28 protein-coding genes are annotated in these 26,835 nt (G+C 56.2%); 7 read left to right on the top strand and 21 right to left on the bottom strand.

Annotated elements, in window-relative coordinates:
- Position 1: 1 nt before the first annotated feature.
- Both priB and rpsF read right to left on the bottom strand, forming a co-directional pair.
- Positions 2–316, bottom strand: coding sequence for a primosomal replication protein N (priB, locus tag AC22LX_RS19740; protein ID WP_015704181.1), 315 nt, complete (start codon positions 314–316; stop codon positions 2–4).
- A 5-nt stretch (positions 317–321) separates the two neighbouring features.
- A complete protein-coding gene (rpsF, locus tag AC22LX_RS19735; protein WP_004098001.1) occupies positions 322–717 on the bottom strand; it encodes a 30S ribosomal protein S6 in 396 nt (131 codons plus the stop codon).
- Positions 718–1,056: 339 nt separating this feature from the next.
- Here rpsF and AC22LX_RS19730 point away from each other — a divergent pair, with 339 nt between their 5' ends.
- Together AC22LX_RS19730 and AC22LX_RS19725 are read left to right on the top strand one after the other, a co-directional pair.
- Complete coding sequence (locus tag AC22LX_RS19730) at positions 1,057–1,332, top strand: YdgH/BhsA/McbA family protein (RefSeq protein WP_045396896.1); 276 nt, start codon at positions 1,057–1,059, stop codon at positions 1,330–1,332.
- A 148-nt stretch (positions 1,333–1,480) separates the two neighbouring features.
- Positions 1,481–2,674, top strand: a complete 1,194-nt coding sequence (locus AC22LX_RS19725) for an MFS transporter (RefSeq protein ID WP_045396893.1) — start codon at positions 1,481–1,483, stop codon at positions 2,672–2,674.
- A 61-nt stretch (positions 2,675–2,735) separates the two neighbouring features.
- On the opposite strand, the gene AC22LX_RS19720 is transcribed toward AC22LX_RS19725, so the two are convergent.
- From AC22LX_RS19720 to ulaA, 6 genes are read right to left on the bottom strand one after another with little or no spacing between them, the layout of a single operon-like run.
- Positions 2,736–3,422: an L-ribulose-5-phosphate 4-epimerase gene (locus AC22LX_RS19720; protein ID WP_015704178.1), complete on the bottom strand. Its 687-nt coding sequence runs from the start codon at positions 3,420–3,422 to the stop codon at positions 2,736–2,738.
- Positions 3,422–4,276, bottom strand: coding sequence for an L-ribulose-5-phosphate 3-epimerase (locus AC22LX_RS19715; protein WP_045396890.1), 855 nt, complete (start codon positions 4,274–4,276; stop codon positions 3,422–3,424). The genes AC22LX_RS19720 and AC22LX_RS19715 overlap by 1 nt, the downstream gene beginning before the upstream one ends.
- A 9-nt stretch (positions 4,277–4,285) precedes the next feature.
- Entirely contained in the window at positions 4,286–4,939 is a 654-nt protein-coding gene (gene ulaD, locus AC22LX_RS19710) for a 3-keto-L-gulonate-6-phosphate decarboxylase UlaD (protein WP_015368613.1), read from the bottom strand.
- A gap of 15 nt (positions 4,940–4,954) precedes the next feature.
- On the bottom strand, positions 4,955–5,422 hold the full coding sequence (ulaC, locus tag AC22LX_RS19705; RefSeq protein ID WP_015368614.1) for a PTS ascorbate transporter subunit IIA: 468 nt from the start codon (positions 5,420–5,422) through the stop codon (positions 4,955–4,957).
- Positions 5,423–5,431: 9 nt separating this feature from the next.
- Complete coding sequence (ulaB, locus tag AC22LX_RS19700; RefSeq protein WP_001577590.1) at positions 5,432–5,737, bottom strand: PTS ascorbate transporter subunit IIB; 306 nt, start codon at positions 5,735–5,737, stop codon at positions 5,432–5,434.
- A 12-nt stretch (positions 5,738–5,749) separates the two neighbouring features.
- Positions 5,750–7,150, bottom strand: coding sequence for a PTS ascorbate transporter subunit IIC (gene ulaA, locus AC22LX_RS19695; RefSeq protein WP_015368616.1), 1,401 nt, complete (start codon positions 7,148–7,150; stop codon positions 5,750–5,752).
- 364 nt (positions 7,151–7,514) lie between these two features.
- On the opposite strand from ulaA, the gene ulaG reads away from it, so the two are divergent.
- Both ulaG and ulaR read left to right on the top strand, forming a co-directional pair.
- The gene (gene ulaG, locus AC22LX_RS19690) at positions 7,515–8,579 is read left to right on the top strand and encodes an L-ascorbate 6-phosphate lactonase (RefSeq protein WP_045396887.1); all 1,065 of its coding nucleotides are present in this window, start codon (positions 7,515–7,517) and stop codon (positions 8,577–8,579) included.
- Positions 8,580–8,682: 103 nt separating this feature from the next.
- Positions 8,683–9,438: an HTH-type transcriptional regulator UlaR gene (gene ulaR, locus AC22LX_RS19685; RefSeq protein ID WP_015368619.1), complete on the top strand. Its 756-nt coding sequence runs from the start codon at positions 8,683–8,685 to the stop codon at positions 9,436–9,438.
- Here the strand turns inward: ulaR and yjfP are convergent.
- Positions 9,435–10,151 (bottom strand): esterase, encoded by a 717-nt coding sequence (gene yjfP / locus AC22LX_RS19680; protein WP_213292853.1) that lies wholly within the window; start codon positions 10,149–10,151, stop codon positions 9,435–9,437. The two genes, ulaR and yjfP, sit on opposite strands and share 4 nt — an antisense overlap.
- 208 nt (positions 10,152–10,359) lie before the next feature.
- Here yjfP and bsmA point away from each other — a divergent pair, with 208 nt between their 5' ends.
- Positions 10,360–10,668: a biofilm peroxide resistance protein BsmA gene (bsmA, locus tag AC22LX_RS19675; protein ID WP_015368621.1), complete on the top strand. Its 309-nt coding sequence runs from the start codon at positions 10,360–10,362 to the stop codon at positions 10,666–10,668.
- 140 nt (positions 10,669–10,808) lie between these two features.
- Positions 10,809–11,084, top strand: a complete 276-nt coding sequence (yjfN, locus tag AC22LX_RS19670; RefSeq protein WP_020079815.1) for a DUF1471 family protease activator YjfN — start codon at positions 10,809–10,811, stop codon at positions 11,082–11,084.
- On the opposite strand, the gene AC22LX_RS19665 is transcribed toward yjfN, so the two are convergent.
- On the bottom strand, positions 11,075–12,712 hold the full coding sequence (locus tag AC22LX_RS19665; protein ID WP_487334157.1) for an isovaleryl-CoA dehydrogenase: 1,638 nt from the start codon (positions 12,710–12,712) through the stop codon (positions 11,075–11,077). The two genes, yjfN and AC22LX_RS19665, sit on opposite strands and share 10 nt — an antisense overlap.
- Positions 12,713–12,891: 179 nt before the next feature.
- On the opposite strand from AC22LX_RS19665, the gene AC22LX_RS19660 reads away from it, so the two are divergent.
- Positions 12,892–14,187 carry an MFS transporter gene (locus AC22LX_RS19660; protein WP_063416161.1) on the top strand — a complete coding sequence of 432 codons (1,296 nt, stop codon included), beginning with the start codon at positions 12,892–12,894 and terminating at the stop codon, positions 14,185–14,187.
- A gap of 20 nt (positions 14,188–14,207) precedes the next feature.
- On the opposite strand, the gene rlmB is transcribed toward AC22LX_RS19660, so the two are convergent.
- The 11 genes from rlmB to mutL all read right to left on the bottom strand — a co-directional run bounded on the left by rlmB (position 14,208) and on the right by mutL (position 26,832).
- Positions 14,208–14,939, bottom strand: a complete 732-nt coding sequence (gene rlmB, locus AC22LX_RS19655; RefSeq protein WP_015704174.1) for a 23S rRNA (guanosine(2251)-2'-O)-methyltransferase RlmB — start codon at positions 14,937–14,939, stop codon at positions 14,208–14,210.
- An 81-nt stretch (positions 14,940–15,020) separates the two neighbouring features.
- The gene (gene rnr, locus AC22LX_RS19650; RefSeq protein ID WP_063447478.1) at positions 15,021–17,462 is read right to left on the bottom strand and encodes a ribonuclease R; all 2,442 of its coding nucleotides are present in this window, start codon (positions 17,460–17,462) and stop codon (positions 15,021–15,023) included.
- A 91-nt stretch (positions 17,463–17,553) separates the two neighbouring features.
- Positions 17,554–17,988: a nitric oxide-sensing transcriptional repressor NsrR gene (nsrR, locus tag AC22LX_RS19645; RefSeq protein WP_045379682.1), complete on the bottom strand. Its 435-nt coding sequence runs from the start codon at positions 17,986–17,988 to the stop codon at positions 17,554–17,556.
- A 150-nt stretch (positions 17,989–18,138) separates the two neighbouring features.
- Positions 18,139–19,437, bottom strand: coding sequence for an adenylosuccinate synthase (locus AC22LX_RS19640; protein ID WP_045396875.1), 1,299 nt, complete (start codon positions 19,435–19,437; stop codon positions 18,139–18,141).
- 103 nt (positions 19,438–19,540) lie between these two features.
- Positions 19,541–19,738: a DUF2065 domain-containing protein gene (locus AC22LX_RS19635; protein WP_015368629.1), complete on the bottom strand. Its 198-nt coding sequence runs from the start codon at positions 19,736–19,738 to the stop codon at positions 19,541–19,543.
- 197 nt (positions 19,739–19,935) lie between these two features.
- Complete coding sequence (gene hflC, locus AC22LX_RS19630; RefSeq protein ID WP_015368630.1) at positions 19,936–20,940, bottom strand: protease modulator HflC; 1,005 nt, start codon at positions 20,938–20,940, stop codon at positions 19,936–19,938.
- Positions 20,941–20,942: 2 nt separating this feature from the next.
- The gene (hflK, locus tag AC22LX_RS19625) at positions 20,943–22,205 is read right to left on the bottom strand and encodes an FtsH protease activity modulator HflK (protein ID WP_045396872.1); all 1,263 of its coding nucleotides are present in this window, start codon (positions 22,203–22,205) and stop codon (positions 20,943–20,945) included.
- Between the two features lie 58 nt (positions 22,206–22,263).
- Positions 22,264–23,544 carry a ribosome rescue GTPase HflX gene (gene hflX, locus AC22LX_RS19620; protein WP_032713510.1) on the bottom strand — a complete coding sequence of 427 codons (1,281 nt, stop codon included), beginning with the start codon at positions 23,542–23,544 and terminating at the stop codon, positions 22,264–22,266.
- Between the two features lie 75 nt (positions 23,545–23,619).
- Positions 23,620–23,928 carry an RNA chaperone Hfq gene (gene hfq, locus AC22LX_RS19615; protein ID WP_045396870.1) on the bottom strand — a complete coding sequence of 103 codons (309 nt, stop codon included), beginning with the start codon at positions 23,926–23,928 and terminating at the stop codon, positions 23,620–23,622.
- Between the two features lie 92 nt (positions 23,929–24,020).
- Positions 24,021–24,971 (bottom strand): tRNA (adenosine(37)-N6)-dimethylallyltransferase MiaA, encoded by a 951-nt coding sequence (gene miaA / locus AC22LX_RS19610; RefSeq protein ID WP_032706712.1) that lies wholly within the window; start codon positions 24,969–24,971, stop codon positions 24,021–24,023.
- Positions 24,964–26,832, bottom strand: a complete 1,869-nt coding sequence (mutL, locus tag AC22LX_RS19605) for a DNA mismatch repair endonuclease MutL (protein ID WP_049059546.1) — start codon at positions 26,830–26,832, stop codon at positions 24,964–24,966. The genes miaA and mutL overlap by 8 nt, the downstream gene beginning before the upstream one ends.
- Positions 26,833–26,835 lie beyond the last annotated feature (3 nt).

Genomic DNA, 26,835 nt, shown 5'->3' with positions numbered 1-26,835 from the left:
GCTAGTCTCCAGAATCTATCAATTCAATCTGCTCGGCATGCAGAACCATTTTACTCAAGCCGTTCTTTGCCTTATGGCAACTAATGAACCCTTGAACGGTGACTGCGCTACCGACCGTTATACTGTGAGTAATGGCCTGGTTCTCGTGTCCGCTAATAATAACGGGCATTTGGCACCACGCCTGCCGGTGAAAACCGGCTTCCTCCTGCACAGAACGATGCTCAAGCACGAACTGGCAATGAGGAATTCCTGACGGGCTGACCTTTCGAAGGGGCATCCTGCACACGGTGCCGGACAACACCAGACGGTTGGTCATCAGGATTACTCTTCAGAATCCCCAGCTTCAGAATCATCTGCGGTTTCGTTAGCGAAATCTTCACGACGCTCACGGCGCTCGTCTTTCGCTTTAACCATCGGAGATGCTTCGGTAACAGCGTGCTTAGTACGCATTACCATGCTGCGGATAACGGCGTCGTTGAAGCGGAAGTTAGTTTCCAGCTCATCGATCGCTTCCTGCGGCGCTTCAACGTTCAGCAGAACGTAGTGAGCTTTGTGCAGTTTGTTGATCGGATAAGCCAGCTGACGGCGGCCCCAGTCTTCCAGACGGTGGATCGTACCTTCTGCTGCAGTGATTGCACCAGTGTAACGTTCGATCATGCCCGGAACCTGTTCGCTCTGGTCAGGATGGACCATAAAAACGATTTCGTAATGACGCATCGAATTGCTCCTTACGGATTATTCAGCCTCCTGTCTGGGTCAGCCGCGGCCCATGGAGGCAAGGAACGTGTTAAAGGGCGGCTGAAAAATTGACGCGTCATTCTAATTGCGCCCCCCCAGGAACACAAGCGCATTTGCACAAATAATTCGCACTAAGCGCCAAGCTGGGCTAAGTGGGTGATTTAAAATTAACCAATAAGGAACGCGGCATTTTTTTGAACAACTGCATCAGAAAAGGTCGCTATCAGGCGGCACGCCAGCGATTACAATTTAATCAATAGCCAGACACCAGCAAGAGGAGTCCAGCGTTTTACCCGTACTGTCAGTAAGGAGCGTTCTATGAAAAGCATTATCATCGCCGTAATGGCTGCGCTACTCCTTAGCGCCAACGCGCTGGCAGCCATCAAAATCGATGGGCGTCAGGCTCGCAACATGGACGATGTGCAGAGTCTGGGCGTAATTTATATCAATCATAATATGGCTAGCGAACAAGAGGCCGAACAGGCCCTGAACCAGGAAAGCGATGCCCTGGGAGCGAAGTACTTCCAGCCAATCCTGATTCACGAACCGCAGAGCAATGGCCTTATTCATGCCAGCGCCGCTATTTACCGCTAGCCCAGGTCGATGCTTCGCCTCTCCTCACGAGGGGCGAAGCGAATAACCGATGTAAACGCAATTGAGAATTATTTTCCCAACTGACTTACCAGCGTCATCGCAACCTGATTTAATCATCAATTCACCGTTTGATAATCAGGAGTGATTGATGGTCCCGCGTTTCGCGACCTTAGGTCGTATCCCGAAAGGAGTTTGGGTGCTCGGCGGCGTCAGCCTGCTAATGGATGTCTCGTCAGAGATGATCCACAGCCTGCTCCCGTTGTTTATGGCCACCACGCTCGGCGCCAGCGTCATTATCATCGGTCTTATCGAAGGGCTGGCCGAAGCCACCGCCTTAATCCTCAAAGTCTTCTCCGGCGTCATTAGCGACTACGTTGGCAAACGCAAAGGGCTGGCGCTGCTTGGCTACGGGCTGGGGGCGCTGAGTAAACCGCTGTTTGCCCTCGCGCCGAGCGCCGGGGTGGTATTTAGCGCCCGCATGATCGACCGCGTCGGAAAAGGCATCCGCGGAGCGCCGCGCGATGCGCTGGTCGCCGACGTAACGCCGCCGGAGATCCGTGGCGCGGCCTACGGGCTACGCCAGGCGCTGGATACCGTCGGCGCCTTCCTCGGCCCGCTGCTGGCGGTGCTGCTGATGTTTATATGGCATAACGATTTTCACGCTATCTTCTGGGTGGCGGTCATTCCCGCCGTACTATCCATTGCTCTACTGGGCTTTGGCCTGCAGGAGCCGAAATCCGCCATCGCGCACAAACGTAGCAATCCGCTGAAGCGCGAAAACCTGAAAAAGCTCTCCGCCGCCTACTGGTGGGTGGTCGCGATTGGCAGCATTTTCACCCTCGCCCGCTTCAGCGAAGCCTTTTTGGTACTGCGCGCCCAGCAGATGGAGATCCCGCTGTTTACTATTCCACTGGTCATGGTCGCGATGAACCTGGTCTACAGCCTCACGGCTTACCCGTTCGGTAAGCTCTCTGACAGCATGAGCCACAGCAAACTGCTGCAATGGGGGCTGCTGGTGCTGATCCTCGCCGATATCGTGCTGGCGCTCAGCGGCCACTGGAGCACGCTGCTAATCGGCGTCGCGCTGTGGGGGATTCACATGGGGATGACGCAGGGGCTACTGGCGGCGATGGTTGCGCATACCGCGCCGCCGGAACTACGCGGTACGGCATTCGGCATGTTTAACCTGATGAGCGGCCTGGCGCTGCTGCTGGCCAGTACCGGCGCAGGAGTACTGTGGGAAACCTTCGGCGCTGCCTCGACGTTTTACGCCGGCGCGATGATTTGCGTGCTCACGCTCATCGGCATGCGCTGTATGCCATCGGCCTATCGTCAGGGTTAAAAACGGCTCCGGGGCCAGACCAGTTGCTTCACCCTGAGGTGAAAGCCCCGGAGCGCGTAACTTACTTCTGCCCGTAGTAGGCGTCAGGCCCGTGTTTACGCAGAAAATGTTTCTCCATTAGCCAACTGTCGATGGGCTGTAGCTGCGGATTAATGCCGCGGGCGATCCACGCCATTCGCGCCACTTCTTCCATCACTACCGCATTGTGCACCGCCTCATGGGCATCTTTCCCCCAGGAGAACGGCCCATGCTGATAGACCACAATCCCTGGCGTATGTAACGGGTTGGCCTCGCCCAGCGTTTCGATAATCACCTTTCCGGTGTTCAGCTCATAGGCCTCTTCCACCTCCTGTGCGCTGAGCGCCCGGGTACAGGGGATATCGCCGAAGAAGTAGTCCGCGTGGGTGGTGCCGAGCGCCGGGATTGCCAGCCCCGCCTGCGCCCAGGCGGTAGCGTGCGTCGAGTGGGTATGCACCACCCCGCCGAGGCCGGAATAGCGACGATAGAGCGCAAGATGGGTCGCGGTATCGGAAGAGGGACGCCAGCGCCCTTCCACCACGTTGCCCTGTAAATCGACCACCACCATATCATCGACGGTCATTGACTCGTAGGCTACGCCGCTGGGCTTGATCACCACCAGCCCACGCTGCCGGTCGATTGCGCTGACGTTGCCCCAGGTAAAGGTCACCAGCCCGTAACGCGGCAGATCCATATTAGCTGCAAATACCTGCTGTTTAAGTTGCTGCATTATGCCGCCTCCGTCAGGCCCGCGCGCGCCATCCGCGCTTTCACCCAGTCGCGAGCCTTTGCGACTTCCGCCGCCGGGTCATCGGTGGTTTCACTCCACATCTCAATCAGATACGGGCCGCAGTAGCCCGTCTGCTTGAGCGTTTCGAAGCAACGTTCAAAATCGACGACGCCTTCACCGAACGGTACGTTTTTAAAGACGCCGGGCTTCGTATCTTTGACGTGCACCGCCACGATATGCCCCATACCGGCCTGCAGCTCCATCTGTACGTCGTTATCCCACGCCGACAAATTGCCAATGTCCGGATAAAGCTGAAACCATGGATTATTCAGGTAGTGGGCATAACCCAGCGCCTTGCTGATCGAGTTCATCAGCGGATAGTCCATGATCTCCATCGCCAGCGTCACCTGGGCCCGGCTGGCCATCTCGACGCTCTCTTTCAGGCCCTCGCGAAAACGGCGGCGCGTTTCATCGTTCGCCTGCTGATAATAAACGTCGTAGCCCGCCAGCTGGATCACCCGAATCCCCACATCCTGCGCCAGCTGGATGGCTTTACGCATAATTTCCAGCCCCTGATTACGCACCGCGTCATCTTCGCTGCCGAGCGGAAAACGACGATGGGCGCTGAGGCACATCGATGGCACCCGGACGCCGGTTTCGGCTACCGCCTTGACCAGCGCCAGGCGCTGCTCCTGGCTCCAGTCCAGCCGCGCAAGGCGGGCATCGGTTTCATCAAGCGACATTTCAACAAAATCAAAACCCAGCGTTTTCGCCAGCTGTAACCGCTCCAGCCAGCACTCCCCGGCGGGGAGCGCTTTTTCATAGATACCGAGCGGAATGTGTTTCGACAACATAGCCGCTCCTTAACCCCACAGCTGGGCGATAGAGCGTTTAAACTGGCGAGCCGCTTCCACCGGCGAAGCGGCATCGCGGATGCTGCGACCGGCAATAAAGACGTGAATAGGAATACCAGCGAACAGCGGCAGGTCTTCCAGCGCCAGTCCGCCGGTCACGGTGACTTTGAAGCCCATATCGGAAAGACGCTTAATCGCACTGATATCCGCCTCGCTCCACGCCACGCCCGCGGCCTGCGCGTCGCGGCTGCGGTGATAGACCACCTGCTGAATGCCCGCATCGCGCCACGCCTGCGCCTGCTCCCAGGTCCAGAAGCCGGTCAGCTCAATTTGTACGTCGCCGTTGAACTCTTTGGCGACATCCAGCGCCCCCTTGGCGGTGTTGATATCGGCGCAGCAGATCACGGTCACCCAGTCGGCGTTGGCTTCAAAGCACATCCGCGACAGGATTTTACCGGCATCGGCGATTTTGGCATCCGCCAGCACGATTTTATGCGGATACAGCGCTTTCAGATCGCGCACCGCGCGCACCCCTTCGCCGACGCAGAGAATAGTGCCGACTTCAATGATATCCACCTCTTCGGCGATCAGGCGGGTGGTCTCATAGGCGTGAGACAGGGTTTGGTTATCCAGCGCAACCTGCAACATTGGTAACTGAGACATCGTATCAACTCCCTCTTAAACAGCCGCCGCAGTGGCGTTTTCAATTAAATCCAGCACTTCCTGCTCGGTGCGGCAGGCGCGTAAACGGTCGAAATTGGCTTCATCATCAAACAGGTTAACGATCTGCATGATGCCCACCTCCTGGTGGGTGGTGGCGTCAACTGCCGCCATGGTGATCAGAATGTCGACCGGGTCGTTATCTTCGTGATTGAAAATCAGCGGTTTTTTTAGCGTCACCAGCGCAAAGCCGGTTTTCTTAACGCCCTCTTCCGGACGCCCATGAGGCATCGCCAGGCCCGGCGCGATAACAAAATAGGGGCCATGCTGCGCGACGCCATCGAGGATCGCCTGGTAGTAACGCGGTTCCACTACGTCGGCGGCCACCAGCAGATCGACGCCGATTTTCACCGCCTCCTGCCAGCTTTCCGCCTCCGCCTGCAGGCGTATGGAGTGGTTCTGCGCCAGAGAATCATGAAGTTTCATGGCGGCTCCTTATTTCACATCCTGCGGGAAGTGGGCTTTGATCACTTCAAGCAGTTTTGGGCCGAAATCCGCAGGGGACAGCATATTGCGCACGCCAACCACGTATTTATTGCCAGTGACGGTGATTTCGCCGGCGATGTGGGTCGAGGCAATAATGATATCCGCGCCGTTTAGCTCGCTTTTATACTCACCTACCGCGCAGCTGTTCACCGTGTGGTCGATGTTTGATTGCGTCAGGAACTGGTCCACCTTCATTTTCATGATCATGGAACTACCTTGCCCGTTGCCACACACAGCCAGAATACGTACGGTCATAATCAGAACTCCTTATTGAGCAGAGGCTTCTGCCAGTTGTTTTTCCGCGTCTTCCTCGGCGCGCAGCGCGCGGCCGGCGAAGAACATATAAGCCAGTGAAATCAGAATAATGACGGCCATAAACGCCAGCCCTATCGAGGCGAAACCCTGCATCATCGGCGGCGCCAGGATTGACCAATCCGCCATGCCCATCCAGGCGCTCATTCCGGTCAACTTCACCGCCCACACGCAGCCGAAGATTTCAATCATGCCCATCACCAGACAGATCTTGAGGGCCGCGCGCCAGCCGCCGAAGTGATTAGCAAAGACGCCAATCGTCGCGTTAGAGAAGAACATTGGGATAAAGCCCGGGATGATCAGAATGGAGGAGCCAACGCCGACGAGAATACCAACGGCAATCAGTTGGCCGATGGTGCCCCACATAAAGCCCCAGACCACGGCATTCGGCGCGAAGCTATAGATAGCGGCGCAGTCGATCGCCAGCACGGCGCCGGGGATCAGGCGCTGTGAGATACCGTTGAAGGCTTCGGACAGCTCGGCAACGAACATACGCACGCCCTGGGTAATGATGAAAATGGCCACGGCGAAGGAGAAACCGGTCTGCAGGATATAGACCGTCCAGTGGGTTTTGCCCGCCATCGCCTGTACAACATCGATGCCAAAGGAGAGCAGAATGGCGCCAAAGAAAATGGTCATCACAATCGCGGTAGAGACGATGTTGTCGTGGAAAATATTGAGCCAGCCCGGCAGCTTGAGGTCTTCGACGCTCTCCTCTTTTTTCCCCAGATACGGCGCCACTTTATAGGCAATCCACGAGGCAAACTGCTGTTGGTGACCGATAGAGAAGCCGCAGCCGTCGGTAACCAGTTGAGTCGGCTTAAACATCATGTTGGAGGTGATACCCCAGTACAGGGAGACCAGCACCGCGGTGCAGATAATGGTCGTCCACATGGAGTAGCCGAAGATGAAGAAAGAGACCGCAATCAGCCCCGCCTGCTGAAACATAATATGGCCAGTCAGCATGATAGTGCGGATGCCGGTAATGCGGCGCAGCAGGACGTAACAGATATTTAGCGCCAGGGCCAACAGCACCGCATACCCCACCCAGCTATAGGCCTCGCCCATCCGGTCGATGGTCGCCATCATTGAGGCGTAGGTATCGGAAATCGCGCCATTGATGCCATAAACCTCTGACATTTTCGCCACCACCGGCTTAAAGGTGCTGGTAAGAATGCCGGAGCCAGCTTGTAACAGCATGAAACCAATGATGGTTTTGATCGTGCCTTTGATAATCACGCTGACGCTTTTACGCAACAAGATATAGCCAAGGCAGGTCACGATACCCAGCAGCAGCGGGGCATTAGTCATTACCTGATTAAAGAAGACGGTAAAGATGTTGTAGAGGATCTCCATAACACACTCCAGAAGAGGAAGGCTTTGAACGCGCATGACGCTCAGCAGTTGTCGTCGCCCTCACTCTAATAATCAAAAACAATCACAACAAGATTGAATTTGATTAAATGTGACGCATCACGCAAATAATCATATTTTTTGTGCGTGTATTTTCCATTACGTCACGACATAACCAAACAAACCACTAATATCAACAATATACATACATGCTTGATATTAAATTCAGGGTTTATCAGCGCGTTAGCGCAACGCTCTCACCGCTTTTTCTTGAAAATAGCCGATTGCATTCCTGAAAAAACAGTGCCAGTATCAATCAAAACAAATCACCAATTGATTACTTTTGAAATAAAAGAGGAAGAGATCGATGAGTAAAGTGCAAACCATCACCCGTGAATCCTGGATTTTGAGCACTTTCCCGGAATGGGGTAGCTGGCTGAATGAAGAGATCGAACAAGAGCAGGTTGCGCCGGGCACCTTTGCCATGTGGTGGCTGGGATGCACCGGCATTTGGCTAAAATCGGAAGGCGGCGCTAATATTTGCGTCGATTTTTGGTGCGGTACCGGTAAGCAGAGCCACGGTAATCCGCTGATGAAAACCGGCCACCAGATGCAGCGCATGGCCGGGGTGAAAAAACTACAGCCGAACCTGCGCACTACGCCATTCGTGCTCGATCCTTTCGCCATCCGCCAAATTGACGCCGTGCTGGCGACGCACGATCACAACGATCATATCGACGTTAACGTCGCCGCCGCGGTGATGCAAAACTGCGCCGCCGATGTGCCGTTTATTGGACCAAAAACCTGCGTTGATCTGTGGATTGGCTGGGGCGTGCCGGCAGAACGCTGCATCGTCATGAAGCCGGGCGATGTGGTGAAGATCAAAGACATTGAGATCCACGCGCTCGACGCATTCGATCGTACTGCGCTCATTACCCTGCCAGCCGATCAAAAAGCCGCCGGCGTGCTGCCGGACGGAATGGACCAGCGCGCGGTCAACTATCTGTTCAAAACGCCGGGCGGCAACCTGTACCACAGCGGCGACTCACACTATTCCAACTACTATGCGAAGCACGGTAACGAGCATCAGATTGACGTCGCCCTCGGTTCCTATGGGGAAAACCCGCGCGGTATCACCGACAAAATGACCAGCGCCGATATCCTGCGCATGGCGGAATCGCTAAATGCCAAAGTGGTCATTCCGTTCCACCATGATATCTGGTCCAACTTCCAGGCCGACCCACAGGAGATCCGCGTACTGTGGGAGATGAAAAAGGATCGTCTGAAATACGGCTTCAAGCCGTTTATCTGGCAGGTCGGCGGTAAATTTACCTGGCCGCTGGATAAAGACAATTTCGAATACCACTACCCACGCGGATTCGATGACTGCTTTACCATTGAGCCAGACCTGCCGTTCAAATCCTTTTTGTAATCCTATTCCGGCGGGCGCGCCCGCCGGAATTCCCTTTCCACATTAGTATTTAGCGTTAATTTCAAATATCATCTTTGCTTGTCACTTTTAATCGGATTCGCTCATGACTGAAGCGCAAAGACATCAAATTTTACTGGATTTGCTGGCGCAAACGGGATTCGTTACCGTTGAACAGGTAATCTCCCGCCTCGGCATCTCTCCGGCGACGGCAAGACGCGATATCAATAAGCTTGATGAAAACGGCAAGCTGAAAAAGGTCCGTAATGGCGCGGAAGCCATCAGCGAACAGCGCCCACGTTGGTCGCCAATGAACATTCATCAGGCGCAAAACCACGATGAGAAAGTGCGGATTGCCCGCGCCGCCTCGCAGCTGGTTTCTCCGGGCGAAAGCATCGTTATCAACTGCGGCTCCACCGCCTTCCTGCTCGGCCGTGAATTATGCGGCAAACCGGTGCAGATCATCACCAACTACCTGCCGCTGGCCAACTATCTGATTGACCAGGAGCATGACAGCGTGATCATTATGGGGGGGCAATATAACCATAGCCACTTCATCACCCTCAGTCCGCAGGGTAGCGAAAACAGCCTGTATGCCGGGCACTGGATGTTCACCAGCGGCAAAGGGTTAACCGCCGAGGGATTGTACAAAACCGATATGTTGACCGCGATGGCCGAGCAGAAAATGCTTAACGTCGTTGGCAAACTGGCGGTACTGGTCGATAGCAGCAAAGTCGGCGAACGCGCCGGGATGCTGTTCAGCCAGGCCAGCCAAATCGACCTGGTCATTACCGGTAAGCAGGCCGATGAAACGATCCTCAAGCAGCTTGAGGATCAGGGCGTGCAGGTTATCCGCGTTTAAAGATGCTGCCGGAAAAAGGCGATGGTCGCGTCCAGCGCTTCAGGGGTAATGCGATGGCGCACGCCCTTTTGCCACTGGCAGGTCAGGTTAGTTGTCAGGCCGCTCTGCGTTAACGCCTGCTGGAGGCGGAAAGTTTCGCCGGGCGGAACCACGTCGTCTGCGTCGCCGTGCCACAGCAGCAGCGGCTTGTCGGCTAGCACCGCTAACTGATGAGTCACGTCCCACTCCTCCAGGCTTGCCGTATCGAATCCGGGCGACGGAAACAGCGTCTGCGCGAGGCTGCTGAAATAGCCCGAGCCCATCAGGCAGGCCACGCATTTTAGCTCCGGATGATGGGTCATGATACCGAGCGCGGTCATGCCGCCCATTGATGCGCCGGCCACCGCCAGCCGTTCATCTTCCAGCCATCCCTCAGCGATAATCGCGTCTCGCAGGGCGGGAAATTCAAGAAAATTCTGTCGCAGGATCGGCCAAAAACGCTGCATTCGCCCCTCCTCGTCGCCGCGAAAACGCGCGCCATGTTCGGCGGCATCCGGCATAATCACCCGGAAACCGGCTTCAGCCAGCGCGACGGCGAAGTAGCTGTAGACCAGCTTAGAAGAGGTAAAACCGTGATAAAAGACGATAACCGGCAGAGGCTTATCCGCCATCCCAGCCGGACAGGCATGGATCGCTTCACCGCCTGCCAGATTGCGCATTTCGAGTGTAATCAACTATCGTCTCCTTCTTTATAGTGGCACGGCATCTCGCACCAAAACATTCGTCAAAGCTTTGCGTTGAGCACGATTTATAATGTTGAGAGCTCGGTTACGCTTTCATAACATTTTCATTCGAAAATCGCGCGATAGATAACAATTCGGGAACATTCCCCAGAAATGATGTTCAGGCTACCACTACACTATCACTATCAGGAAACGAGATATGGTCATGCGTAGGTTTACACCGTGGTTACTGGCTCTCGCCTTAAGCGGATGTAGCGTCCTGCAGGGTACGCCGGAGGCGCCGCCGCCGGCAAGCGATCATCCGCAGGAAATTCGTCGCAATCAGACTGAGGGCCTGCAAAAGATAGGTACCGTCAGCGTGCTGATGTACGGTTCGCCGATGGATGTCGAGACCGCGTTGAAAGCCAAAGCAGAAGCCGCAAAAGCGGATTACTACGTCATCGTTATGATCGATGACACCATGGTTCCCGGCCAGTGGTATTCGCAAGCGATTCTGTATCATAAATAGCGGTGTGATGCGTTTTTAACCAGCTTTACACTGCTTTGCGTCCATTCACGTTCTCCTGCGCATAATAACGTTCGGCCAGCCTTTTTGGCAGAACGTTAGCAAACGGACTGCCCTCGGGATTACGTGAAATGGAGCTGACGATGAAACGATCACTGACCTTACCCAGCCTGTTGCTGACTACCGCGACGGCCAATACTTCCGCTCAGTCAGCCGAATTCGCCAGTGCGGATTGCGTCACTGGCCTGAACGAAATTGGTCTGATTTCCGTCAATAATATCTCCGGCAGTCAGCAGGATGTCGAGCACGCCATTGCCGTAAAAGCCGATGAGCAGGGCGCTTCCTGGTATCGTATCGTTCAGATGTATGAAGAGCCGCAGCCGGATAGCTGGCGGGTGCAGGCCATCCTCTACGCCTGAGACGGCTGTCGTCCGCGCCCCATCGCCCGTAGCAGCGCATCGTCCAGCAGTTGAGCGTCCAGGCGGATACCTCCTCGCGGATCCAGCATCATCCGGCACCATGCCTGGGCCAGCGGCGGCGATGCAAAGCGCAGCATCTGCGCCCCCGCCCCCAGGCAATACACCAGACGCGCAATTTCTCGTCCCTGCGCCTCAACAGGTCGCCGTAAGAGTTGCTGAAGCTGTCGCCACGCGCGGTCATAATGCCGGTTCTGCCCCTTGACCTCAGCGCACTCCGCCGCCAGCATTTCTAACGCCGCCGGCTGCTTGCCAAGCACCCGCATTACGTCGAGGCACATAATATTGCCGGAGCCTTCCCAGATACTATTCACTGGCATCTCACGATATAAGCGCGGGAGTTCGCTCTCTTCGCAATAACCGATACCGCCCAGCACTTCCATCGCCTCGGCGACAAACGGTATACCGGCGCGACAGATAGCAAACTTGGCGGCCGGGGTAAATAAACGAGCCCATAGCACTTCATGCGCATCGTCGCGCCGATCCCAGGCGCGAGCCAGACGGAACAGAAAAGCGGTTTGTCCTTCAAGACGCAGCGCCATCTGGCCCAGCACCTGACGCATCATCGGCTGATCGGCCAGATTCTTGCCGAACGCCTGACGCTGCAGCGCATGGTACAGCGCCACCGAGTATGCGCGGCGCATCAGGGCATGGCTGCCGGCCGCGCAGTCGAAGCGGGTCAGCGCGCCCATCTTGAGAATTTGCCGCACGCCGTCGCCTTCTTCGCCTATCAGCCACCCACAGGCGTCAAAGAATTCGGCTTCGCTACTGGCGTTAGAGCGGTTACCTAATTTATCTTTCAGCCTCTCCAGGCGCACGCCATTGCGTTGGCCATCGGGTAAAAAGCGCGGCACAAAGAAGCAGGAGAGCCCGCCCGGCGTCTGGCCTAATACCAGATGCGCATCGCTCTGCGGCACCGAGAAGAACCATTTATGGCCCACCAGCCGATAGAATCCTTCCGCCGTTTTTTCCGCTCGGGTGGTATTGCTGAGCACATCCGAACCGCCCTGTTTTTCGGTCATTCCCATGCCAATCAGCAATCCACGTTTCTGATCGCCCGGTGCGAGATGCGGGTCATAGCGATCGCTGAGTAATGGCGGCACCCAATCGCTGAACACCGCAGGTAACGCGCGCTGCAGCAGCGGCGTTGCGGCGAAGGTCATGGTTATCGGGCATAACGTTCCCGCCTCCACCTGGGCATGCAGCATAAAGCGGGCGGTACGGGCAACAAATGAACCCGCGCGGGCGTCTTCCTGCCAGGCGAGATTATGCACCCGGTTCGCGCACAGTCCCTGCATCAGCAAATGCCAGGCGGGATGAAACCGCACGTCATCCAGCCGGGCGCCGGTGGCGTCATAGCGTAATAGTTCTGGCGGGTTGCTATTCGCCAGTCGCCCCAGCTCCAGCGATTCCGCCGTGCCCAACTGTTGGCCGATGCTGGCGAGCAGATCGCCATCCCAACCGGCGCCTTCACGCACTACCGCCTCACAAAGCGCGGTATCGGACAAAAACAGATTGCTGTTACACAGCGGCGTCGGTTGATTGAATACGGTATGCGTTTGCCAGTGCATGATGTCTCCCTCCGTCAATGGCTCTGACAGTAAGTATGGTCGCCCGCATAGACGGTCACAAAAAAACCGCTACGCCTTCGTGAAGCCCATCACAGGCATAAGAATTTAAAATTTCCTCAGGAAAAATGTATGGAATAATTTATTCATTCGTTACTGTTTTGTATCAGTCGGGGCTTCCTATGCACACCGCCAGCACAACATCAGCGGCGCAAAAACGCGCGCTGATCGCCGGTTCTATCGGTAACTTTATTGAATGGTACGAGTTTGCGGTCTATGGCTTTCTGGCGACCGTAATTGCAAAAAACTTCTTCCAGTTGAACGGGGAAGCGCCGCTGACCGGGCTGATTCTGACTTACGCCTCTTTCGCGATTGCGTTCTTCTTTCGCCCGCTGGGCGCCATCGTTTTTGGCCGTCTCGGCGATCGTATTGGCCGCAAGCCGACGCTGATTATCGTGTTGGTACTGATGACGCTCGCCACCACGTCAATCGGGCTGGTACCGGTTTACACCAGCATCGGTATTGCGGCGCCACTCCTGCTGACCGGATTACGTATTCTGCAGGGGTTGTTTGCCGGCGGCGAGTATGGAGGAGCGGTATCGCTGATGACCGAGTTCGCCCCTAAAGGTAAACGCGGTCTGTATGGCGCATGGCAATCTTTTACCGTGGCATTAGGGTTGCTGGCAGGCGCAGGCGTGGTCGCGCTGATTTCCGCCGTACTGAGCCCCGAAGCGCTGCATGACTGGGGCTGGCGAATTCCCTTTTTCCTCGCCATACCGATGGGTATCGTTGCGCTATGGCTACGCGTTAAAATGGAAGAGACGCCGGGCTTTTTACGCCAGCAGCAGACTACGCCGCCTGCGGAAACCCGCGCCAGTTGGCGCCAGACGCTCAAAGCGATTTTCACCGGCATTGGCCGGCTGATGGTATGGTCGGCGGCGGGTTATACCTACCTGGTGATCATGCCCTCGTACCTTCAGTCCGCGCTGCACACCGGTTTTAATCAGGCGCTGCTGATTGCGGTGATCTCCAACATTGGCTTCGCCATCACCATCTTGCCTGCCGGGATGCTCAGCGATAAGTTGGGACGTCGGCGGGTGATGGTCGCGGCTGCGGTATTGCTGCTGGTACTGGCGCTGCCGCTGCTGAAAATATTGCAGGCGGAAAGCAGCACGCTGCTGGTGAAAGGTATCGTGGTGCTGATTGCGGGTGGACTGGTGGGGATTCTGGCCGGGCCTGGGCCGGCGATGCTGGCGGAGATGTTCCCTACCAGGGTGCGTTATACCGGGCTGGGGTTAGCCTATTCGCTATCAAATGCCGTGTTTTCCGGCTGCGCCGGATTGATTATTACCGGCCTGATTAAACAGACCGGTAATCTGGATATTCCGGCGTACTACGTGATGGCGACGGCCGTCGTCAGTATAGCCGCGCTAATGACGCTCAATAAGAACGACCATCTGCGCGCGCTGGACGACTAACCCGCCGCGCCAGCGGCGGCTTAGCTGCGCTGGCGCACCGCTTCAAACAGGCAGATACCGGTGGCGACAGAGACGTTCAGCGAAGAGACGCTACCCGCCATCGGGATGCTGATCAGTTCATCACAATGCTCGCGGGTCAAACGACGCATACCTTCACCTTCCGCGCCCATCACCAGCGCCATCGGGCCGGTCATTTTGCTCTGGAACAGCGTATGGTCGGCTTCGCCGGCGGTACCGACAATCCACACGTTTTCTTCCTGCAGCAGACGCATAGTACGCGCCAGATTGGTGACGCGGATCAGCGGCACGCTTTCCGCCGCGCCGCAGGCGACTTTTTTCGCCGTAGCGTTGAGCTGAGCGGAACGATCGCGCGGCACGATCACCGCATGCACGCCTGCGGCGTCGGCGCTACGCAGGCAGGCGCCGAGGTTGTGCGGATCGGTGACGCCGTCGAGGATCAGCAGGAACGGTTGATCGAACTGCGCCAGCAGATCCGGCAGATCGTTTTCCTGATACTGACGTCCCGGCTTCACGCGGGCAATGATGCCCTGATGCACCGCGCCTTCGCTTTTCTCATCGAGGAACTGGCGGCTGGCAACCTGAATCACCACGCCCTGCGCTTCAAGGGCATGGATCAGCGGCAGCAGACGCTTATCCTCACGGCCTTTCAGAATAAAAACTTCCTGAAAACGCTCAGGGGCGCGTTCCAGCAGTGCCTGCACCGCATGGATGCCGTAAATCATTTCACTCATTGATGTACTCGTTTTAGGTTCTGTTATCCGTTCCCTTCACCCCGTTCTGCGCCAGCAGACTTCAGGGCGAAGGGACGTCAATCACTCGGCGATCTTCTTTTTCGCCGCGCGCTTGGCTTTGGTTGCCGCGGCGATTTTCTGCGTTTTCGCCGACGGTTTTTTCGCTTTCTTTTCGCCTTTCGGTTTGGCTTTAGCTTTCTCTTTTTCCTTACGGAAGGCGCTATCTGGCTCGAAGTTGACCTGCTTGCCTACCTGACGACGACGGCCGCCGCCGTTTTTACCCGGCGCGCCCTTCTTCGCTTTTTCGCGTGCAGTTTTGCCAACATTACGCGGACCGCGTTCGCTGGAAATCAGGCTGAAATCAATCTTACGCTCATCCATATTGACCGCTTCGACGCGCACTTCCACGCGGTCGCCCAGGCGGTAAGTCTGGCCGCCGGACTCGCCGATCAGCCGCTGCCCGACCTGGTCGAAGCGATAGTAGTCATTATCCAACGAGGAGACATGTACCAGACCATCGATAAACAGATCGTTCAGGCGGACGAAGAAGCCAAAGCCGGTGACGCTTGCGATCACGCCGGAGAAGGTGTTGCCCACCTGATCCTGCATGAAGTCGCACTTCAGCCAGTCTGACACTTCGCGCGTCGCTTCATCGGCGCGGCGCTCGGTCATCGAGCAGTGCTCGCCCAGCTGCAGCATCTCTTCCATGCTGTAGTGCCAACCGCCGGTCTCGGTGCTATTGCCTTTATGTCCCTGCTCTTTCGCCAGTAAATACTTAATAGCGCGATGCAGCGACAGGTCAGGATAACGACGGATCGGCGAGGTGAAGTGCGCGTATGACTGCAGCGCCAGGCCGAAGTGGCCGCGGTTTTCCGGATCATAGACCGCCTGCTTCATGGAACGCAGCAGCATCGTCTGCAGCATTTCCGCATCCGGGCGATCGGCGATGGAAGTCAGCAGCTCGGCGTAATCGCGCGGCTCCGGTTTGTTGCCGCCCGGCAGCTCCAGCCCCAGCTCCGCCAGCACGGTGCGGAAGGCGGTAATCGCTTCGGTGCTTGGCTTATCGTGAATACGGAACAGCGCTGGCTCCTGCGCTTTCTCAACGAAACGCGCCGCGGAGATGTTCGCCAGAATCATGCACTCTTCGATCAGCTTGTGCGCATCGTTACGCTGAGTCTGTTCGATACGCTCGATACGACGCTCGGCGTTGAAGATGAATTTAGCTTCTTCACTTTCAAATGAGATACCGCCGCGCTCTTCACGGGCGCCATCCAGCACCTTATAGAGGTTATGCAGCTCTTCAATATGCTTCACCAGCGGCGCGTAGTGTTCGCGCAGCTCTTGATCGCCCTGCAGCATATGCCAAACCTTGGTGTAGGTCAGACGGGCGTGAGAGCTCATCACCGCTTCATAGAATTTAAAGCCGGTCAGGCGACCTTTTGACGAGATCGTCATTTCGCAGACCATACACAGGCGATCGACCTGCGGATTCAGCGAGCACAGGCCGTTGGACAGCACTTCCGGCAGCATCGGTACGACCTGCGAAGGGAAGTAGACTGACGTCCCGCGGCTACGCGCTTCGCCGTCCAGCGGCGTACCGGGGCGCACGTAGTAGCTCACGTCGGCGATAGCCACCCACAGACGCCAGCCGCCGCCGCGTTTTTTCTCGCAGTACACCGCGTCATCAAAGTCGCGGGCATCTTCGCCGTCAATAGTAACCAGCGGTAGAGAGCGCAAATCAACGCGCCCCGCTTTCGCCTCTTCCGGCACATGCTCTTTGAGGCCGGAGACCTGTTTTTCCACCGCCGGCGGCCAGATGTAAGGGATCTCATGGGTACGCAGCGCCATATCAACGGCCATGCCGGTGCCCATATTGTCGCCCAGCACTTCAACTATTTTGCCGACCGCCTTGGTACGACGGGTTGGACGCTGGGTCAGTTCGACCACCACCACGTAACCCATGCGGGCGCCCATGATCTCTTCAGGCGGGATCAGGATATCGAAGCTTAGACGGCTGTCGTCCGGCACCACGAAGCCCACGCCGGCATCGGTGAAGTAACGGCCGACGATCTGGCTGGTTTTCGGCACCAGCACGCGAACGATGCGCGCTTCGCGACGGCCCTTACGGTCCGCGCCCAGCGGCTGGGCCAGCACCTGATCGCCATGAATACACATTTTCATCTGCTCAGATGAAAGATACAGGTCGTCTTTGCGCCCTTCGACGCGTAAAAAGCCGTAGCCGTCGCGGTGGCCAATAACGACGCCTTTAACTAAATCGAGACGTTCCGGCAGCGCATAGCACTGACGGCGAGTGAAGACCAGCTGGCCATCGCGTTCCATTGCCCGCAGGCGGCGACGCAGCGCTTCAGTTTGTTCTTCGCCCTCGATATTTAACTCAATCGCCAGCTCGTCGCGGCTGGCCGGTTTTTCACGTTTGGTTAAATGTTCGAGGATAAATTCACGGCTCGGGATGGGATTCGCGTACTTCTCAGCTTCGCGTTCCTGGAATGGGTCTTGTGACATATCGGTTCCTCCGTTGTCATCTCCGATGAAAGTCTGACTGCGTTTTACGCCGCCGCTTTGTGGGTTCTCTTTACGCTGCGGCGCAAATCATTCAGCGCTTTTCTTCCACCAGTAATAATTTATATAGCGGTTGATTCTTTTCAACCAAATCGGCCAGCGTGTAGTTATCCAGTTCCTTCAGGAAACTTTGCGCGGCTTCGGCAAGTGCCTGTTTCAGGCGGCAAGCGGGAGTAATGTGGCAAAATTCGCTGCTGCAATTCACCAGCGATAGCGGCTCCAGATCGCGCACAACATCACCCACGCGAATCATTTTAGCCGGCTTGCCAAGGCGAATCCCCCCATTCTTTCCCCGCACGGCCGTCACATAGCCAACACGGCTTAACTGATTGATTATTTTGACCATATGATTACGGGAAACGCCATAGACATCCGTCACCTCGGAAATACTGGTCATTCGGTCATCCGGCAACGACGCCATGTAAATCAGCGCGCGTAATCCGTAATCGGTGAAACTCGTTAACTGCACATCAACCTCAGGGTAAGGGGAAAGCGGTGAATCCGCGGGTATTAACTCTATTGATGATAAACCAGCCAGCGCTCAGGCCGCTAATTTATTTGAAATGGGGCGGGCGAACTGCAAAAACAAGGGCGCCCGAACGGCGCCCCTGGATGATGATTACGCGTCGAACGGATCGCGCAGAATCATAGTCTCAGTACGGTCAGGACCGGTAGAGATGATATCAACCGGCACGCCGGTCAGCTCTTCAATACGCGCGATGTAGTTCAGCGCTGCCTGCGGCAGGCCGCTACGCTCTTTCACGCCGAAGGTGGTTTCGGACCAGCCCGGCATGGTTTCGTAGATAGGCTCGATACCTTCCCAGTTGTCGGCAGCCAGCGGAGTGGTGGTCACTTCACGGCCGTCCGGCATACGGTAACCGACGCAGATTTTCACTTCTTTCAGGCCGTCAAGGACGTCCAGTTTGGTCAGGCAGAAGCCGGACAGGGAGTTAATCTGCACCGCACGGCGTACCGCGACAGCGTCCAGCCAGCCGGTACGACGACGACGGCCGGTAGTGGCGCCAAATTCGTTACCCTGCTTGCACAGGAACTCGCCGGTTTCATCAAACAGCTCGGTCGGGAACGGGCCCGCGCCTACGCGAGTCGAGTAAGCTTTGATGATACCCAGAACGTAATCCACATAACGCGGGCCCAGGCCGGAACCGGTCGCCACGCCACCCGCAGTGGTGTTGGAGGAAGTTACGTACGGATAGGTACCGTGGTCGATATCCAGCAGCGTGCCCTGCGCGCCTTCGAACATCACGAAGTCGCCGCGCTGACGCGCCTGATCGAGCAGATCGGAAACGTCAACGACCATGCTGGTGAGGATGTCGGCAATCGCCATCACATCGTCCAGCACTTTCTGGTAGTCAACCGCTTCTGCTTTATAGAAGTTCACCAACTGGAAGTTGTGATATTCCATCACTTCTTTCAGTTTGTCAGCGAAGGTGGCTTTATCAAACAGGTCGCCAACGCGCAGGCCGCGACGGGCGACTTTATCTTCGTAAGCCGGGCCGATACCGCGACCGGTCGTACCGATAGCTTTCGCGCCACGCGCTTTTTCACGCGCTACGTCCAGCGCGACGTGATAATCGAGAATAAGCGGGCAGGCTTCAGAGAGCAGCAGACGCTCACGAACAGGGATACCACGGTCTTCCAGACCTTTCATCTCTTTCATCAGCGCAGCCGGAGACAGCACAACACCGTTTCCGATGATGCTGGTTACATTCTCACGGAGAATACCTGATGGAATAAGATGGAGGACGGTTTTTTCACCGTTGATTACGAGAGTATGGCCTGCGTTATGGCCACCCTGGTAGCGCACAACATATTTAGCCCGTTCTGTCAGGAGATCGACGATCTTCCCTTTACCTTCGTCACCCCATTGGGTGCCCAGTACGACGACGTTGTTACCCATTTTTTCAAAATCACCGTTTGCTTAAAAATGGATTCTACCATCGCTTTTTCAGAGTTACAGCACTTTTTGCACTCAAAATGAGGTTAATCCGATTATTTTTTGATCAGCCAATCGATTTCCTCAACATGTAGTAGATGACAATGCCAGCCACCACAAGACCGCCGCCAAAGCGACGCAATAAATTATCCGGCAGTTGGCTCATTGTCGCTACCATCTTGCGCCAGGCGCGGGGATAAAGCAGTGGGCCAAGACCTTCGAGAACTAAAACCAGCGCCAGTGCCAGCCAAATTGTTGCATTCATTATTGATGACCCTTATAGAAAAACAAAACCGCCGCCAGTTGGCGCCGGTGAGTATTACCGCAAACCCTTTTTCTTTCTTCACATTCTCCGGCATTTCACAGGCAATATGAAACCACTAGCTGAGAGAAAAATCACAATCTATGGCATGAAAAAAGGCGCCTCTTGCAAGGCGCCTTCTGATTTCACACTGACCCGGCTTATTTACGCACGGAATCCGGTGACTTCATGTAACGGAAGAAATCGCTATCCGGGCTGAGGACCATCACGTCCTGGTTGCTCTGGAAGCTCTTCTCATAGGCGCGCAGGCTACGGATAAAGGCATAGAAGCCCGGATCCTGACTGAATGCATCGGCAAACAGTTTTGCCGACTCGGCATCGCCTTCACCGCGCAGAATACGCCCTTGACGCTCGGCTTCCGCCAGGGTCTTGGTCACTTCATAGTCCGCGGTCGCGCGCAGTTTTTCCGCTTCTTCCTGACCTTGTGAACGATGGCGACGAGCAACCGCTTCACGCTCGGCGCGCATACGGTTGTAGATCGCTTCAGACACTTCAGCCGGCAGGTTGATCTGCTTGATACGTACGTCAACGACTTCAATACCCAGCGCCGCCATACTGTTCGGGTTGATCACCTGAACCTTACCGTTAGTTTCAGCTTCTACACGCTCTGCCGCTTTAGCGATAGCGTCATCGGCTGCCGGCGTCGAGACTTCATCTTCTGTACCAGCAGAACCGGAGTTCAGCGCATCACGCACCTCCAGGGTCAAACGACCGCGGGAATCAGTCACGATGTCTTTCACGTCCAGACGACCAATCTCAGAGCGCAGACGGTCAGAGAACTTACGCTTCAGCAGAACTTCGGCCTGGGAGACGTCGCCGCCGCCGGTCGCCAGATAGTAACGACTGAAGTCACTGATGCGCCACTTGATATAGGAGTCGACGATCAGATCTTTCTTCTCTTTGGTAACAAAGCGGTCAGCCTGGTTGTCCATGGTCTGGATACGCGCATCCAGCATTTTCACGGATTCAATAAACGGGATCTTGAAGTGCAGACCCGGCGCATACACCAGCGGCTTGTTCTCATCGTCGCGCAGAACTTTGCCGAAGCGCAGCGTAATGCCGCGCTCGCCTTCTTTCACCACGAAGACAGACATGTAGAGCACTACCAGCACGACGACAATGATCGCGATAACAGATTTACGCATCGTTATTCCCCCTGACGCTGGTAGTCGTTACGCTGCGCGTTGGCGCGGCGTTGGTCCATAATGGTACCCCCGGTTGAACTCGAGGTTGATGAGGTGCTGGCGCTGCTTGAGCTGGACGCAGGCGGCAGACGCAGCAGATCGCTTGCGCCACTGCTATCGCTCTTTGCCGGCGCGCCGGTGGCGCCTTTCAGCATCTGATCCAATGGCAGAACCATCAGGTTGCCGCCCTTGCTGTCATTAACCAGCACTTTGCGGGTATGGCTCAGCACTTTTTCCATGGTTTCGATATACAGACGCTCGCGGGTAATTTCCGGCGCGGCTTTATATTCCGGCAGGATCTTCGCAAAGCGAGCGACTTCACCCTGCGCTTCCAGTACGGTCTGGGTTTTATACGCACGCGCCTCTTCGAGGATACGCTGCGCCTGACCGTTAGCACGCGGCTGAACTTCGTTGGTATAGGCTTCCGCTTCGCGGATGTACTGCTGCTCGTTCTCACGCGCGGCAATGGCATCATCAAACGCGGCCTTCACCTCTTCCGGCGGACGCGCCGTCTGGAAGTTGACGTCCAGCAGGGTGATACCCATGTTGTACGGACGAATGGTCTCTTCCAGCTCGCGCTGGGTATCGCTACGGATAACGGTACGACCTTCGGTCAGGATACGGTCCATGGTGTACTTACCAATGACGCCGCGCAGGGCGCTGTCGGTGGCCTGACGCAGACTATCGTCGGCGCTGGTCACGCTAAACAGGTAGCGCTCCGGATCGGTCACCCGGTACTGTACGTTCATCTCAACGCGCACAACGTTCTCATCGGAAGTCAGCATCACACCGGATGCGGCCAGTTCGCGAACCGACTCGACGTTCACCGCTTGCACATTATCGACAAAGGTTGGCTTCCAGTTCAGACCTGGCTCAACCAGATGACTGAACTTGCCAAAGCGTGTCACCACACCACGTTCCGCTTCCTTGATGGTATAGAAACCGCTGGCTGCCCAGATAATCACCGCCGCTGCAGCAACGATGCCGACAATGCGCCCACCCATCGGACCGCGCGGGCCCTGAGTCACATTACCGCCACCCTGGCCGCCTTTACCGCCGCCGAGACCGCCAAGTTTTTTGCTTAACTTGCGGAAGATATCATCCAGATCGGGCGGCCCCTGCTCGCGACCGCCTTTGTTGCCATTTCCCTCAGAGTTGCCGCCATTTTTGCTGCTTCCCCACGGGTCGCGGTCCTGTCCGTTATTACCGGGCTGATTCCACGCCATGTATATGCTCCATATTTGTTTTTGATATCCCCACAGGGGTTAATATCTTCAGGCCAGGTCAAACCACGTAGTCGACCAACGCAGGCTCTTGTTTGCAGAGGCGACGCCAGTCCACGATGGGCATGCGCACTTGCAGGCTTACGCTGCCGTCATCCTCCATCCACTCTTTTTCTATCGCCTGAAGCTGATAGAAACGGCTTCTCAGGCGACCTTCCTGCGGCGGTAAGCGCAGCGTATGCTGCGCCACTTCGCCGGAAAGACGCTCTGTTAACGCCTGAAAAAGCAGTGGTACGCCAATCCCGGTCTGGGCGGAGAGCCAGACCCGAATCGGTTTATTCTCTTCATCCCGATCGATGCGCGGTTCAAAATCGTCAAGCACATCGATTTTGTTCATCACCAGCAATGACGGAATTTCATCGGCCTCGATTTCAGCAAGGACCGTATTTACTGCATCAATATTTTCCTGCACGCGGACATCCGCGGCATCAATGACGTGCAGCAGCAGCGTCGCCTGACGCGTCTCCTGCAGCGTCGCTTTAAACGCCGCCACCAGGTCGTGCGGCAGATGACGAATAAAGCCTACGGTGTCTGCCAGTACCGTTTCGCCGACGTCGGTGACGTTAATACGGCGCAGCGTCGGGTCCAGGGTGGCGAACAGTTGGTCCGCGGCATAGACTTCCGCTTCGGTTATCTGGTTGAACAGCGTTGATTTTCCGGCGTTGGTATATCCCACCAGCGAGACGGTAGGGATATCGGCCTTGGCGCGTGACCGCCGACCTTGCTCGCGCTGTTTTTCTACTTTTTCCAGTCGCGACAGGATCTGCATAATACGGTTACGCAGCAATCGACGGTCGGTTTCGAGCTGGGTTTCACCCGGTCCGCGCAAACCAATCCCGCCCTTCTGCCTTTCAAGGTGGGTCCAGCCGCGTACCAGACGCGTGGCCAGATGGCGCAGCTGCGCCAGCTCAACCTGCAGTTTCCCTTCGTGGGTACGCGCTCGCTGGGCAAAAATATCTAAAATCAGACCGGTGCGATCGATAACCCGGCATTCGCATAGCTGCTCCAGGTTACGTTCCTGGGCCGGACTCAAGGCATGATCGAACAGCACGACCGAGGCGCCGGTCGCTTTTACGGCTTCCGCAATTTCAACAGCCTTACCTTCACCTACAAAATACTTCGGGTGCGGTGCTTTACGGCTACCGGTAATCACCTGCATTGCTTCGACACCGGCGGAAGAGACCAGGGATTCAAACTCCTGGAGATCCTCCATATCTTTGTCTTGCGAAAAATAGATGTGTACCAGTACCGCCTGCTCACCGGCATCATAACGGTCAAACAAGCGTAAACCCCTTATAAAATACCAGCGGGGAACGCAGAAAACCTGGCTCCCCGACGTGGAAAAACAGCATTAGCCTTATTCGGCGTCGTCGCTGTCTTGCTGCGGCGCAGAAGAACCTTGCGCGCTACCACCGTGGTGATAGTTGCTTGCACCGCCGCCAGCATTATTGCTGTGGTGAGACACCGGGCGGGACGGGACAACAGTAGAAATTGCGTGCTTATAGACCATCTGACTGACCGTGTTCTTCAACAGGATCACGAACTGATCGAAAGACTCAATTTGCCCTTGCAGCTTAATACCATTCACCAAATAAATAGAAACCGGAACACGTTCCCGACGCAAAGCGTTCAGGAACGGATCTTGTAAAGATTGCCCCTTAGCCATTCTCTCTTTTCCTTATATGTATGCTTGTTTTGTACTCAGAACCTTACGATTCTTAAAAAAAATTACGCACGATACCGTTCAATTGTACACGTTCAGTTCTGGCTAGCACCAACAACCTGTAATACTTTGTTGAGCGCTTGTTCAGGTTGCTCACTGTCTAACCAGTGAACATCTTCCCAACCGCGCAGCCAGGTGACCTGACGTTTAGCTAACTGTCTCGTCGCGCAAACACCTCGATAAACCATTTCATCATACGGGACCTCGCCTTCAAGGTATGACCACATCTGGCGGTATCCGACACAACGAATGGAAGGCATATCCGTATGCAAATCTCCACGGGCAAATAGCGCCCGCACTTCTGCTTCAAAACCTGAAGCCAACATCTGATGAAAACGCTGCTCAATGCGTTGATGTAGCAGTTCACGGCTCGCCGGGGCGATGGCGAACTGATGCACCTGATACGGCAGAGCCTCTCCTGACGTTTGCGTCAGTTCAGTTAAAGTTTTACCCGAAATGAAAAAAACTTCCAGTGCTCGGGAAAGTCTTTGCGGATCATTTGGATGAATACGCGCGGCGGCCACGGGATCGATCTCCTGTAACTGCCGGTGCAATGCGTGCCACCCCTGCTCTGCCGCTTGTTGCTCAATTCTGGCCCTGACTGCGGGATCCGCCGAAGGCAGCGGCGATAACCCTTCCAACAACGCTTTGAAGTACAACATCGTCCCGCCGACCAACAGCGGGATGCGTCCGGCGGCGACGATATCCGCCATTTCCGCCAACGCATCGCGACGAAAATCCGCCGCCGAATACGACTCTGCCGGATCAAGAATATCCAGCAACCGATGCGGCGCAGCGCTAAGCTCCGCGGCATCGGGTTTGGCCGTGCCGATATCCATTCCTCGATAGATGAGGGCGGAATCGACGCTAATCAACTCTACGGGCAAAACTTTACGCAAGGCGATAGCTAATGCGGTTTTACCGGAGGCCGTCGGCCCCATTAAAAAAATTGCCTTAGGCAGGCTCGCCTCAGTTACATCACTCATCTTTCAGGGCTGTCATTGCCGAATGTAAATCAACAGGTTGTAACAGACCACCCGGCGGCGCTTTAATCAGCTGCGGACATAAACGCTCAACGTCCGCCAGAACCGAAATCGCCTGCGCCATGCTCCACTGCGCGTGCTCGCTCGCCAGATTACGCGCTGTCCATTGGGCGATGTCGCCGACGTCGAATGCCGTTAGCTGCGCCAGGTAGCCTATCAGTTCAGGAATCAAGATTTGTAAATTTTGTTGTCTTAAGGGTAAAGGCACCGCGCGGACCGTCACGTGCTGGGAATCTGCTTGTAAATCGATACCCAATTCCGCCAGCGCCGGCTGCGCCTTTTCCAACGCTTTGCGTTCTGCTTCACTCACTTTAAGACGCAGCGGGATAAGCAGCGGCTGCGCGCAAACCGCTTCCGCGCCCGGCGTTAGCTGCGCCTGACGTAGCCAGCGTTCCGCCACCGGCAGCGCCAGCAACGCCAATGCGCCGCCGCGCTCAAGCAGCGCGCAATCGCCGCCGATAATAGTTAGCACCCGGCCAAAGCTTTGGCTGTGGGCTGCCAGACTTTCCGCAGGCGTCGGCGCAGGTTGTTTTTTTTCCGCCGCCGGGGTTTGCAGCAGTTGACGATAAAGCGCTCCCTGCTGTTTCTGATAGCCAGGCTGGGCGTGCGGCCAGCTGGCGCCGCCTGAGCTATAGGCGCCACCGGCGGCGGCAGGTTCCCGCGGCGCGCGAGTATCATAACCAGGCGCCGCCGGTTCGCGAGCAGGCGATGGGCGAGCGAAATGGTTCGCGCCCGCCGCTACGCGGTTTTCCGGCACCTGCCGCGGCGCGGGCGCTTCGTCTTCTTCCGCCAGCGGCGCATCAAGCTGCTGCTGAAGCACGCTCAGTACGCCCTGATAGATAAAGTCATGAACCAGCCGCGATTGATGGAAACGCACTTCGTGCTTCGCCGGATGCACATTGACATCAACCTGATGCGGGTCAATCTCCAGATACAGCACAAACGCCGGCTGCTGGTCAGCGCCCAGTTTATCTTCACAGGCCTGGCGAATAGCATGGTTGATCAGCCGGTCACGCATCATACGCCCGTTAACGTAACAGTACTGAATTTCCGCTAACGCCGGATTAGTATGCAACGGGTCGGCAACCCAGCCGCGCAGCGTCAGATCGCCATGCTGCCACTCAATGGCCAACGCGTGCTCCAGAAACGCCGCGCCGCAAATCGAGCCGAGGCGGCGCTCGCGCGGGCCGCCTTCCGCCACGGCACGATACTGGCGCATCATTTTGCCGTTATGGCTGAGATTAATCGTCACATCAAAACGCGCCAGCGCGATGCGGCGGACGATTTCATCAATATGATTAAACTCGGTTTTTTCTGTGCGCATGAACTTACGCCGCGCGGGGGTGTTGTAAAATAGATCCAGCACTTCCAGCGTGGTGCCAATCGGATGCGCCGCCGGTTTCACCGTTACCGCCTGGTCTCGACCTTCAGCATAGGCCTGCCATGCCTCTTGCTGCTCCGCGGTACGCGAAGTCAGCGTCAGGCGAGCGACGGAACTGATACTGGCCAGCGCTTCGCCGCGAAAGCCAAGACTGATGATCGCCTCAAGGTCATCCAGCGAGGCGATTTTACTGGTGGCGTGACGAGCCAGCGCCAGCGCCAGTTCGTCTTTTTTAATCCCGCAGCCGTTATCGCGAATACGGATAAGCTTCGCGCCGCCGCGTTCAATATCAATGTCGATACGGGTCGCGCCGGCATCAAGGCTGTTTTCGACCAGCTCTTTCACTACCGACGCCGGACGTTCCACCACCTCGCCAGCGGCAATCTGGTTGGCGAGTTGCGGCGGCAGGACCTGAATCGGCATGAC

It is taken from the genome of Klebsiella sp. PK01 (assembly GCF_057624675.1).
Note: the sequence above shows the minus strand (reverse complement) of the source record. Positions and strands in the feature narration are given on the sequence as shown.